8 protein-coding genes are annotated in these 12,261 nt (G+C 60.7%); 2 read left to right on the forward strand and 6 right to left on the reverse strand.

Annotated features, from left to right (window positions below):
- Together VEK15_16385 and VEK15_16390 are read right to left on the reverse strand one after the other, a co-directional pair.
- A partial coding sequence (locus VEK15_16385) for an efflux RND transporter permease subunit (GenBank protein ID HXV62280.1) occupies window positions 1-2,443 on the reverse strand: 2,443 nt, incomplete at its 3' end.
- Window positions 2,444-3,048: 605 nt separating this feature from the next.
- Window positions 3,049-3,738 carry a hypothetical protein gene (locus VEK15_16390; GenBank protein HXV62281.1) on the reverse strand — a complete coding sequence of 230 codons (690 nt, stop codon included), beginning with the start codon at window positions 3,736-3,738 and terminating at the stop codon, window positions 3,049-3,051.
- Between the two features lie 262 nt (window positions 3,739-4,000).
- Here VEK15_16390 and VEK15_16395 point away from each other — a divergent pair, with 262 nt between their 5' ends.
- Together VEK15_16395 and VEK15_16400 are read left to right on the forward strand one after the other, a co-directional pair.
- Window positions 4,001-5,098, forward strand: coding sequence for a phosphotransferase (locus tag VEK15_16395; GenBank protein HXV62282.1), 1,098 nt, complete (start codon window positions 4,001-4,003; stop codon window positions 5,096-5,098).
- Between the two features lie 153 nt (window positions 5,099-5,251).
- The gene (locus VEK15_16400; GenBank protein ID HXV62283.1) at window positions 5,252-6,424 is read left to right on the forward strand and encodes a hypothetical protein; all 1,173 of its coding nucleotides are present in this window, start codon (window positions 5,252-5,254) and stop codon (window positions 6,422-6,424) included.
- Window positions 6,425-6,433: 9 nt separating this feature from the next.
- On the opposite strand, the gene VEK15_16405 is transcribed toward VEK15_16400, so the two are convergent.
- The 4 genes from VEK15_16405 to VEK15_16420 form a co-directional block, all read right to left on the reverse strand.
- Window positions 6,434-7,480 carry a phosphotransferase gene (locus VEK15_16405; GenBank protein HXV62284.1) on the reverse strand — a complete coding sequence of 349 codons (1,047 nt, stop codon included), beginning with the start codon at window positions 7,478-7,480 and terminating at the stop codon, window positions 6,434-6,436.
- Window positions 7,477-9,789: a DUF5916 domain-containing protein gene (locus tag VEK15_16410; GenBank protein ID HXV62285.1), complete on the reverse strand. Its 2,313-nt coding sequence runs from the start codon at window positions 9,787-9,789 to the stop codon at window positions 7,477-7,479. Before VEK15_16410 ends, VEK15_16405 begins: the two co-directional genes overlap by 4 nt.
- A 15-nt stretch (window positions 9,790-9,804) precedes the next feature.
- The gene (locus VEK15_16415; protein HXV62286.1) at window positions 9,805-11,583 is read right to left on the reverse strand and encodes an ABC transporter ATP-binding protein; all 1,779 of its coding nucleotides are present in this window, start codon (window positions 11,581-11,583) and stop codon (window positions 9,805-9,807) included.
- A partial coding sequence (locus VEK15_16420; protein HXV62287.1) for a glycosyl transferase occupies window positions 11,580-12,261 on the reverse strand: 682 nt, incomplete at its 5' end. The genes VEK15_16415 and VEK15_16420, both read right to left, overlap by 4 nt.

The raw sequence follows: 12,261 nt of genomic DNA on the forward strand, positions 1-12,261 counted from the left end.
TGGCCGTCACATCCATCCGACGAGCGACGGCATCCCGATGGATGACCGCGGGCCCCGGCACGATGCGGACGTCTGCCACGTCCTGGAGACGAACATGGCCGCCCGAGGGCGTGTCGACCAGGAGGTTCTGGATGCTCGTCAGGCTATGGCGCGTGTTGGGTACGCCCTGCACCACGACTTCGAAAACCTTCTGCTCTTCGAAGAGCGCGCCAACCTCGACGCCGGAGACGATCGAGGTAGCTGCGCGACGCACGTCGCCCGGCTTGAGACCATATGGTTTGGCCTTTTCGAGGTCGACTTCGATCTCCAGAATAGGCATCTCTCTCGGAAACTGCACCGTCGGATCGACGATCCCGTCGATCGATGCCATGATGTCTCGCACCTCATTGGCCTTCTGGCGAATGATGCCCATGTCCTCGCCGTAGACGCGGACCACGAGCGACTCACCGGTTCCCGAGAGCTCCTCGCGAAACTTCGCCTGCAAGTAGGTCAGGACTTCACGAGAAAGCCCCGGATAACCGGCGACGACTTCTTTCACCGCGCTCACCGTCGCGTCGTAGTCGACCGTGGGATCGATGCTGACCCAGAGCTCGGCCCCATCCACGTTGGTTCGCTGATCCGACATGATGGCGCGGCCGACATGGGCGCTCACGTTGCGCACCCCGGGAATCGCCCGGAGCTCGCGACCCGCGAGGCGCGTGATCCGGTTCATCGCCGGATGCGAGGCCGAAGGGTTGCCCTGGAATCGGACGACCAGATCCGTCTCCTTGAGCGCCGGCAAGAGCGTTTCCTGTCGCACGACGGGCAAGGCGAGAAAGCCGCAGGCCATGACCAGGACCGCGATGAAGGCCATACGCGGCGTCTTGGCTGCCCACGAGAAAAGCCCATCGTAGATTGTGCCGAGAGTCTGGCTGGCCGGCGAATCCCCCTTTGACTGCGAGAACATCACGCTCAGAGCCGGAGTCACCGTCAGAGCCACCAGCATCGACGCCAAGAGCGCGAGCAGATAGGAGAGGACGAGCGGCTGCAGAAACGCGCCCGAAAGGCCTTCCAGGAAGAACACGGGCAGCACGACCAACACGAGGATCACCGTCGCGTAGAAGAGTGGTCCTCGTGACTCGATCGCGGCTTCAGCGATGAGGCTCGCCCTCGAGCCGCCGTTTCCGTTGGTGCGCGCCTCGCGAAGGCGCCGGGAGATGGCGTCGACGCCGACGATGGCGTCGTCGACGACCGCGCTCAGAGCAAGCATGAGTCCGGCGAAGACCATCAGGTTGAGCTCGGCCCCACGGAGGTAGAGCACCGTGAGCGCAGCCATCGCGGACGCGAACACGGCGATCCCGGCGATCAGAGCCCCGCGCCAGTGGGAGAGAAACAAGAAGAGCACGACCAGCGCGAGTGCTGCTCCGATGAGTAGAGCCGTGGCGAAGTTATTCATGGCGAGCTCGAGGAAGGTGGCGGGCCGAAAGAGCGTCGAGTCCATCTCCAAGCCCGTAAGGCCGGGACTCAGATCGGCGAGCGCGATCTCGACTTCCTCCGTCACCTCGGTCGTGTTGGCCCAGGGAAACTTGTCGACGACCAGCATGAGCGACGGTTCATCCTTGACGATCGCATCCCCGATCAGAGGTTGATGGTCTTCCACCACGGTTGCGACGTCGCCCAGACGCATCGAGGTCGCTCCGTCGACGGTCACCTTCGCCAGATCCTCGGCGGTCGTGATCGGGAGCAGATGCCTTACGCCCAGCCGCTGATTCGGAGTGTCGATCCAGCCACCCGTGCCGGGCGTCGAGGCTTCGAGAAAGCTCAGCGGTGACGACCACAAGGCGTTGCCCGATGTCGAGATGATCTGCATCAGGGTGATGCCCTTCTCACGCAGCTTTTCAGGGTCTACCTGAACTTGAAGCTGTCGCTGTCGCTGACCCCAGATGGACACATTGGCCACACCGGGCAAACCCATCAAGCGGGGCACGATCGTCCAGCGGGCGAGCACCGACATCTCGATGAGAGACAGCGATTCCGATGAGAGGCCGATCTCCATCACCCGACTTGCCGACGAACGCGGGTTGATCATGACCGGCGGCTTGGACACGCTGGGCAGAGCGAATATCTGCGTGAGCCGCTCCTGCACCATTTGCCGGGCCCGCATGAGGTCGGTCCCCTTCTTGAAGACGAGAACGATCGACGACAGCCCGGGTATCGATTGGGACCGCACTTCCTCGACCCAGGGGGTGCCGTTCAGCATGTCCGCTTCCAGGGGCGTCGTGATCATCGCCTCGACTTCGTCCGCGGAGAGCCCGAGCGCCTCGGTTTGCACCTCGACGTAGGGCCGCGAGAATTCGGGCAATGCGTCCAGGGGCATCGAGTCCATCGTCGTGAAGCCGAACACCATCACCAGTGCCGCAGCGGCAAGCACCACGAGTCGTAGCCGCATACTCGAGTGAATCATCCAACGCATCATCGTTTTAGACCTCCCTCATCTTGCAGGTTTCCCAGCACCGACATCGCTATCGAACCCATGACCGAATCCAATCCGACACTGCCGAGCCGGGGGAGCCCGCACTGTCTAATCGATTTTTGAGCCTTGACCTATACTGCGAACCGCACGCGACGTGTCCGCCGCTGTAGACTTGCCTTGGGGGAGGCGTGTGTAAGAACGTTACTGCGCGTCGTGAAGTGTTCCTTGACAGTCAACCGCCTCGCGACATGCAGCGCTACGCTTTGCGGAGAGAGGAAAGGGCGCGGGATGATCGCGCCGCCGAGCTGGTCTGAGTTGCGGGCGAGGTCTGATTTACGCCCGCGGCTATGCGAGCGCACAAAATCCTCGCCAACATGACCGGTGATCCAATCCTGCTCGGGAACCGAGCAGTCGCTTCTCGTTCGGAGAAGCTCAACCCCGTCGGGTATGAGCATCATAGCGTGTGTTATCCCCCCTCACGCTTAACTGACGTTGCTAGGAGTACCATAGACGCGGCGGTTACTTCAACAACTTTCGAAGTCGCGGATCGAATTTTTTGCTTATCTGTCGCCGACTGTCGGCGACATTTACAGTTTCTACTTGCCGGTCTTGAAGAACGTCTCGACGAACGAGATGTTCCCTTCTTCGTCCACCGTCCCTATGGAGAGCTGATATTCGGTCTCGGCCTGCGCGAAACCGTCGGGCACGCGGAATGACGTGGTCGTTCCCGGCAGGACGGCCGAGATGCTCGTGTCCGATCCCTCCTGCGCGAGCTCGAGATGGTAGGATGTAATTCCGCTCACTCCGCCCCACGATATTTCCAGGTTCTTCACCGGGACGCCTTCCGCATCCGCGGCGGGAACCCGGAAAGTCGCCGTTTGGGGAAGCCCATGGCCCAGGGTGGACGTGCCAGCGAGCTTCTCACCAGAGAACGTCCTCCCCGAGAACGCGTAGTCTCCTTCCGGATAAGCGTTCTCGAGAAGCTCGACATCGGAAGGCTCTGGGGATTCGAACCGAAAGCTCCGCATACCCATCGTGGACGAGTCGGGAGCCTTGAAATCGATCACGGTCCGGCCATCGGGAGACACGATCGTGAGCTCCGCGAGCCCGTCCGCTCCTCCCCGAACCTCGAAAACGACCTCGACGTCCCCGTCGGTCGCGTTCTGCTCGAAGTGAACCGAAGAAATGGAGAATGGCGTCGCCTCTGCTTGGCTCCGCGCCTCTCTCGCCCAGCCGCAAGCGAATAACCAACCCGCTATCCAAAGAACACTCGCTCGTACCCGCATGTTGACCTCCGTGTTCAGAAAGTGAGCCCCAGGCACCCCCCGCGCACCGAATCTCAGTGTACAGGCATGACACGCCTTACTGAACAAGAATACGTAGTCGTTGACTCAGTTCACTTTCCATAGCATGATGTTCAACGGGTGACCGCCGTCGGTTCGCGTCTGCGGTCATCGGGGGGATGTAATCGAAGCGCCGTTCGGCGTATTCGGTAAGCCTGAACGACAGTAAAGTCGGTGAGCTTCTAGCTCAATGGGGGACCGGCTGATGACCACGCAGGACGGCGAGATCGCGGCATGCCCTGACGATCTCGCAGAAAATCCAGCGGTCGTGGCCTGGATGGAAATCAACGAAAGACGCGAGCTACCCATCGCGGTACAGACGCTGCGCAGGCTGAACGGAAGACCCAACGTGCTCCGGCTGGTCGGCACGGGTCCAGGGCGCAGCAACGTGATCGCGAAAGGATGCCAAGATCTCGTGGAGAGCCACGTCTACAAGGACCTCTTGCCTCGTCTCGGAATTTCGTCCCCCTCGTACTACGGTCACACCAAGGACGCGCGGGGTGACGCTTATTGGTTGTTCATCGAGGACGCGGGAGAAGAGAAATACTCGCCCATCACGACGGAACATCAGATTCTCGTTTCGAAATGGCTTGCCGAGCTACATACTTCGGCGTCAAATCTCCGAAGGCCGCACCTTTTGCCGGATCGCAGCCCCGACTGGTTTCTAGCCTACCTTCGTTCGATACGCAGCACGATCGAGCTCCGGCGACCGATATGGGCTCACCTCGGGGATGATGCAACGGCTTTTCAGAAACTGACCAGCCAATGCGATGCGCTGGAGTCCCGCTGGGACGAGGTTCGATCCGCCTGCGAGGGTATCCCTTCGACCCTCGTTCATTGCGATTTCGTTCCCAAGAATATCTGCGTTCGATCGAGCCACGGCAGAAACATTCTTTTGCCGTTCGATTGGGAGGTCGCAGGCTGGGGTAACCCGGCGACGGATATCGCACACCTGATTGCCACACCTGGGGCCCCGCGGTCGAAGTCCACACTTGTTGTCGATTCGCGCGATGGCGTCGAGGCTTATTGGAAGACGGTTCACGAACGTTGGTCGGAGTGGAATCTTGCGTTCTTCGAACGCCTCGCACTCGTCGGCCAAATCTTCCGGATGCTTCTCGCGGTGAATTGGGCGCTCGAGGATCCCCTGCCCTCTGGGGACAGGATCGTTTCAGGAGCGCCGCTACTCGAAGAGCAAAAGGCAACCATGTACAACCGTGCTTCGCAGGAGCGGTCGAAGAACTGGATGCTGTCGGTTCTTCCGCTCTACGAATCGCGGCTTGCTCGTATGTTGTCCATGCTCTAACGAGAGGGATAGGCGGCGGATACTAGGATAGAGCATCATGACGAAATGCTTCGAATATCTCGCCGAAGCCCCGCCGGGATCCAGAGTTCGTTCTCACGTTCTACCCACAGGTACCCCAATCATCGCACCGCACCGAGGAGGAAGAGCATCATCGTGACCTGCGTCGTCATTTCCGCATGCAACGTGGCGTCCTATGCCCAAGGTGGTGGACACTTCTGGGTCTACATGCAGTACGCTCAAGGTCTTCGAAGACTCGGGGTCGACGTCCTTTGGTTGGAAAAAATCAGTCAAGTTGGGGATGGGCACGCGGACGAGGGAGGGCTCGAGACATTTTACCAACGCATGGACCAGTACGGGCTTGGTGGAAAGACGATCCTGTACGTGAGCGATCAGTCCACCGAAGAGACCCGATACGAGTTCTTGAACGTCTCTTACTCCGAAGCGCGTCGACTTCTTCGAGGCGCCGACCTGCTTCTCAACTTTCAATATGATATGAACCCCAGTCTCCTTGAATGGTTCGCCCGGACGGCACTGGTGGACATCGACCCTGGCCTGCTGCAATTTTGGATTTCGACGGGGCAGTTGAGCGTGCGCCCGCACGATGTTTACTTCACCATCGGCGAGACCGTGGGAACAGCTGCCGCAAGGTTTTCCGATTGTGGCCTGTCATGGATGCACATCTCGCCTCCAATCTGCCTCGATCTATGGCCATATAGTTTCGACCCAGATTGCCGGGCGTTCACGACGGTCTCGCATTGGCTCACCAGGGACTGGATCAGAGACGAAAGCGGCCTCTGGGAGAATACGAAGCGCGTGAGTTTCATGGAGTTCCTACGATTGCCGCAATTAACGAATCAGCAACTGGAGCTGGCGCTTAATCTGGAAAAAGCCGATGAGGATCGACGGAACCTGGAGCGGAACGGCTGGCGGGTTCGTGACGCATCCCAAGTAGTAGGAAGTCCAGAAAAGTATCAATCGTATATACGAGGTTCCCGGGGAGAGTTCAGCTGCGCAAAACCTTCTTGCATGCGATTCGAGAACGCTTGGGTGAGCGACCGCTCGATATGTTATATGGCCAGCGGTAAGCCTGTCGTCGTACAGAACACTGGACCGAGCTCCTACTTGCCCAACAACGAGGGGCTGTACCGTTTCACTACAATGGAAGAAGCGCTCGCGGCTTTCGAGGCGATCAATTCCGATTACGAGCGGAATTGCCGCGCCGCAAGGGAGATTGCCGAGTCGTTATTCGACTCGAGGCCAATCCTCGAGGGATTGCTCAACACTGCGCTCGAGAAGGGCGTTGAGCCGCCTTCCTCTGGCTGTTAGCGCCGTATCCTATTCCGGGAGCGCTGGCCGAAAATCTTCGAACCACCGTTCGATGTCTGCCAGCTCGTCGAAACCCCACTCCTCGTGATCCAGAAGGGCAATGCTAGCCCAAATGACACGATTGGCATAGCGCGCGAACTCTGCGGTCTCGAACAACACATTCAAATCCCGCACCCTCGGCAAACGCCAGCCGGCATCGGCAACGAGATCGCGGTATTGCTCGAGGATCCATGGCCGGTGCTGGATCTGAAAGCGGAAGAGAAACGTCGAAAGATCATACCCGACCGGTCCCACTCCAACGTGATCCCAATCGATCAGCCGTGCACGCGGACCGTCGTCCGAAGGAAATACGAAAGCGTTCGTAGTCCAGAGATCGCCGTGGAGCAACGTCTCACTTCCACCGAGCTCGGCCTGAAGTTGCGCGCGATGGGGCTCCTCTTCCAGGAGACCCCGCAGTCTCTCCAGCAGACGGTCACGCACGCCCGGAAATCCCGTAGCGGGCTCGAGGTCGTCTTCCGACAGCGCCTCCAGGCCATGGATCGCATCGCGCAAGTTCGATCCGAAAAAATAGATGCCCCGGTCACCGCCGTGCTGGCGACACTCTCCCAGCAAAGCGTGATCGGCGAAGCTCGTATGGACCCGCGCAATCAATTCCAGGGCGGCACGGACGCGCGATGGATCCAGGTGCGTTGCATCCAGAGCCCAATTACCTAGATCCTCGTAAACGTGCCAGACACAATCGCCCCGTCGCTCGGCGAAGGTGGCCAGCAGCGGTGGGCCACTCTCACCAAGGCCCAGGGCCGGCAGCCACCGATTCGCCACTAATTGCACACGCTGGGCGACGCAGGACTCTAGCCGCTTGACAATGAACGAGTGGAGACGGTCATCAATCTCGAACTTCAAACGATAGACTCGCCGTTTCAAACGCTTCTGGTCGATCAATCGGCTCGAGCCGCCGGTGTCATTGACGAGCTTCGCGAGTCCCTCCCGTAGCTCGAGCAGGCCTACATGCCCGCTGTCTTCCAGGAGTTGCGGAAGCCCCTCGATTACGCTCATTGACGGAACAGGTAGCTCATTTTCACGAAGATCTGGCGTGCCGTGGACGTTCCCAGGCCCGGTGTCGCCACGATTCGCCTGGGCTGGCCGGGCACGAGCTCGAGGCTGTCGTAGCGATCGGTGTAGCCGATGAACAACGCCGTTCCCGGGTTGAGCAAGTACGTGAACAGGACGTCGGTCTTGAATCTCTTGGATGAGTTCGCCTCGATGAGGCTCGGGTCGGCGTTGAGTACGTAGTAGTCGACGATGAGACGAAAGGACCACTCGCGCGTCAGCTGGTACGTCAGCTTCGAGCGAAAGAGATGATTGCTGAAGATCGGACGCGATAGCGATCGCTGCGCGGGCTCGAATCCCCGGAGGCGCTTGGGGGTGTCGAGGCTGCTGTAGAGGTAGAGCGGCTCGACACGAAGTCGGGAAGTGGGGCGCAATGTGACCTCGAAGGTGGCATCCTTCGCGTCCCCGACAAACGGCTCCAGCCCTGGAGCCGGAGAATAATTCACGTCGCTACCCTGGCTGTAGTAGGCGTACAGAGAGAGCCATCTTTTAGGCGCGCTGTACACGCTCCCGATGTTGCGATGGTAACGGAACTCGTTGATATAGAACGTGTAGGCTTCGGTTCGGGATGCGCTCAGGTAGGTGCGTCCCGTGAGCTCGACCTCGAACGCGGCATCGAAATACCAGTCCTGGAGCTTGTTCTCGAAATCGTGCTCGACAGAGGCGTTCAACGTGGGTCCGTAGCTGAGAAGCGTCTCGTGACCCGGCCACCACCGATACCACAAGTACTGGCTGAACTCTCGAATGTCGGTACGTTTGATGTAGCCGAGGTCGGTATGGAAGTCGGGACTGAGAGAACTGTATTCGGCCTTGTACACCAGGTTTCGATTGCGGTGAGAAAGGCTCGTATATAGGGCGGAGCCCTTCTGCTCGTCACCGTCCACGTCTCTGAAAAAGCTGTAGCCGGCCTGAGCCTCGAAACGCCAGTTCCGGTTGAGCTCCAGCCTCGTATCGAACGCCGCGACCCGATTGGCACCAGAACCGAAGTCGCGACTGGTCGCCAGGACGCCGAGGTTGGAGGCTTGCCCCACATCGCGCTGGACCCGACCCACGAATATATTGGCTCGCTCCCCGAACAGAGGGTCGTCGGTATCCAGCACCCCATCGGGGGCGCGGTCGTTGGCGATGAGGCCGGCGTAGCCCCACCGCTCCTTTTTCCCCGTGACTCGTCCTCCGTATCCCGGATCGATGATGCGGCGGGAGAAGAAGAGCTCGAACGGAGTCTTGAAGAGATTGGCGTTCTCGAGGAAGAAGGGACGCTTTTCGGGAAAGACCACCTCGAATCGCTGGTTCACGGTCACTTGAGGATCGTCCGATTCGACCTGACTGAAGTCGGGGTTGGCGGTGACGTCGAGAGTGAAGTTGTCCCGGGGGACGTACTTCAGGTCGAGCCCGACTCGACCGTCGGTGCTCGTTGCGTAGTCGGCCTGCCGGCGATCCAAAAGGCGGGCGCCGGCAAACGCGCCGTAAGGGATGAGCTGCAAATTACGGGTCGACGCCACGTTCTCGATTCCGCCGAGTGTGGCGAACTGTTGGGCGAAACCGCGCAACTCGTCGGTGATATGGGGCCAGTAAGATTCCTCGTTCTCGCGCACGATATTTCTTTCGAGAGCGATGCCCCAACGCTGTACCGCTTCCTCGGAAAAGCGAAGACTCTTGAAAGGGATCGCCATCCAGACCACGAACCCGTCTTCGGTCAAACGTCCATCGGAGTACCACAGGGTATCGAAATCGAAGTCTTCGTCCTGTCCTTCGACGAGTACGCCGTCGTTCTGGATCCCGAGAGGGTTGGTGATGAACGCGTAAGAGCGCTGACGGTCAAGAAATGTGTCGAGGTAAAGGCCTACTCTGTCATCGCCCGAGATGTCCTCACGACGGCTGAGATTGGCGCGAACCAGCGCGGGGTCGTCACGACACACGAACACGACATAGAGGTTCCGATCGTCATAGGAGAGATAGACGTCGGTGTGCTGGCTGGCGGGGTCCCCATCTCTTGGCTTGCGCTGCTGGAAACCGGAGATCCGGGCTTCTGCTTCCCGAGGTACACCTTCGATGAAGTCGTCGAGCGTCGGGGCGCGAGAGACCCGGGGGATGAGCAAGTTCTTCGATTCCCCCGGCTCCTGAGCTTCCGCCATCGCTACTGTGGAGAACGTAACGGGCGCCGCCGCCAAGAGCCCCACGAGCAGGAGACGCGGCATTCTCTGGCCCTCGGCCCCGGTGCTCGAGCTCGACTCGATTTCAGTCAATCCCCGCATGAGTCATTACCTTCTTCATCGATGGCTGGGAGCTCCGCCCGCAGCGATCGCTTGGACGGCGCTCTTGACGTCGGATCGAACGTCGACGAGCCGCCCGCCGTCGAGGACGAGAAGCAAGTCGCAGCTGGCCAGGGTGGTCAACCGGTGGGTCGTTAGAAAGCACGTCCGACCGCGCATGAGGCGTTCCATCGCTTCCATGATGCCGGCCTCGGTTTTCACGTCGACCGCGCTCGTTGGCTCGTCCATGATGAGGATCGGGGCATTGACCAGGAAAGCCCGCGCCAGCGCGATCCGCTGGCGTTCTCCACCGGAAAGCCGCAGGCCGCGCTCGCCGACCTGGGTCTCGTAGCCGTCCGGCAGGCGGACGATAAAGTCGTGGGCGTTCGCGTCCTTCGCCGCACTAACGATGCTCTCCTCGCTCGCGTCGGGCCTGGCGTAGGCGATGTTCTCCGCGATGCTGGTCGAGAACAGCACGGACTCCTGGAGAACGATGGCGAACTGAGCGCGGAGGTCGGCCACCTTGTAATCGCGAAGGTCGACTCCGTCCAGGAGGATCTGACCGGCGGTCGGATCGTGGAAGCGGATCAAGAGGCCCATGAGCGTCGTCTTGCCTGCACCGGTCTCGCCAGCGACGCCTACGCGGGTGCCGGCAGGGATCTCGATCGAGACGTCGCTCAAGACGGGATGACCCGGATCGTAGGCGAACGTGACGCCACGCAGCGTCACCGCGCCCTTCGCCCGAGCGATCGGGCGCGAGGCGGCTCGCTCGATGATGTCCGGTGTCTCGTCGAAGACGGAGAACATCCGCTCGGTGCTCGCCAGATGGCGTTGCAAGCTGGCCGCCTTTCGGCCCAGGGTCTTCAGCGGGCTGTAGAGCTGCGCCAGGTAAGTCATGATCAACAAGAGCTCCCCCAGAGTGAGAGTGCCCGCCCTGACGTTGCGTACGCCGATATATAGGACCGCGGCGCTGCCCAGGGCCATGGCGAGACCTAGCAAGAGACCGAGGCTGCCTTCGGCGAGGGCGAGACGTATCTGCGCCCGCAGGCTCTCGTTCGAGCAATCCAAAAAACGTTTCTGCTCGCGATCTTCCTGGCCGAAGGCCTTGACGATGCGCAATGCGCCGAGCGCCTCTTGCACCACGGAAAAGCTGGCACTTTCGAACCGCTTCACCTGTCGCGCTTCCCGTCGCATGCGCGGGCGGTAGCTGCGCACGAGGAACAGGATCGGTGGTGATACCGCGAGAGCGACCGATGCCAATTGCGCGTCGAGCCGATAGGTGACGTAGAGCATCGCAACCAATGTGCAGCACGCGGTCACCGAAGGGATGAAGTTGTCGATCAGGAGCGACTGCACGGCGATGGCGTCGTGCTGCACCCGGTAAGCGGAGTCGGACGTGCCTCTCGAGTCGTGGTAGGAAAGCGAGAGTCGTTGGAGATGGCGGAAGAGCTTCGCGCGGATTCGCAAGACCAGCTTTTGCGCCGTATAGGTGCTCAGCACCGAAGCGGCCATCGCCTGGAGTTGATTCAGGAGCGCAATCCCGATCAAAAGGCCCGTCGCCAGCCAGAGCACGCCCGTTGGCGAGCGGGAGAGGTCTAGCGGCAACACGCCTTCGAGCCAGGCGGGCAGTGGCTCGGAACCGATGGCACTGTCGACAGCGATCTGGATCGGCACCGGCGTGAGGAGAGCGAGCGGCGTCGCCAGCAGGCTGAGTAGGAAAATGGCAACGATGTGGGGCCAGTAAGGCCGTGCCTCCTGGATCAGCCAGCGCAGGACGGCGAGATCGCGGGACTTCATCGAGACGACGCTTCCTGTGCGACCCCCGTTTGCTCGACCGCCCGCACATAGGCACCGGTAACCTGACCCCAACCGATGAATGCGCTGGTCAGGAAGGCGAAGGCAATCGAGCCAAGGATCATCGAGGCCAACCAGGCTCCGTCGGCGCCCGCGAGAGCGGCGAGAAGAAAGAGCATCGCGAGCATGGTGAGCGCCACCCGGGAAAGCCTGGGCCACAGACGAAACCGGACCAACTGGGCCCCGCCTCCGTGGTCTTCGACCGCCATGAGGGCGCGTACCGAGCCCAGCATTCCGTCTCGAACTTCCAGATCCCAACTGTCGAACTCGCCTCCACGAGCAACGAGCTGGCCATCGGCTCGAAGGACGGATTCGAGAGACTGCAACCGCTCCTCCGGGGCTCGCCACTTCTCGGTCCATCCGCTCCAGCTTCGCGGCCCAGGGAAGACCCAACCCCGTAACGACGCATGACGCGGTGAGGCCGTCAGGCGGCCCCACAAGCGTGCCAGCGGTTGAAGCAGGTGCAGGCAGCCTGTAAGGCCGACCCATTTCCAGCGTTCCCAGCGGGAGCGCGGCTTCGTCACGAAACGCGCGTGCAGGGCACTCGTGGTTGCCTGGATTAGGAGCGCCCCCACCGACAGGAGGAACAGGGGCAGTGCGAGAAGCAAGGGCTTCCAGAGC

Source organism: Vicinamibacteria bacterium (genome assembly GCA_035620555.1).
Taxonomy (GTDB): domain Bacteria; phylum Acidobacteriota; class Vicinamibacteria; order Marinacidobacterales; family SMYC01; genus DASPGQ01.

What these genes read in the sequence shown, in the direction of transcription:
- VEK15_16390 (HXV62281.1), bottom strand. Translation starts at nt 3,738, where the DNA reads ATGCGGGTACGAGCGAGTGTTCTTTGGATAGCGGGTTGGTTATTCGCT.
- VEK15_16395 (HXV62282.1), top strand. Translation starts at nt 4,001, where the DNA reads ATGACCACGCAGGACGGCGAGATCGCGGCATGCCCTGACGATCTCGCA.
- VEK15_16405 (HXV62284.1), bottom strand. Translation starts at nt 7,480, where the DNA reads ATGAGCGTAATCGAGGGGCTTCCGCAACTCCTGGAAGACAGCGGGCAT.
- VEK15_16410 (HXV62285.1), bottom strand. Translation starts at nt 9,789, where the DNA reads ATGCGGGGATTGACTGAAATCGAGTCGAGCTCGAGCACCGGGGCCGAG.
- VEK15_16415 (HXV62286.1), bottom strand. Translation starts at nt 11,583, where the DNA reads ATGAAGTCCCGCGATCTCGCCGTCCTGCGCTGGCTGATCCAGGAGGCA.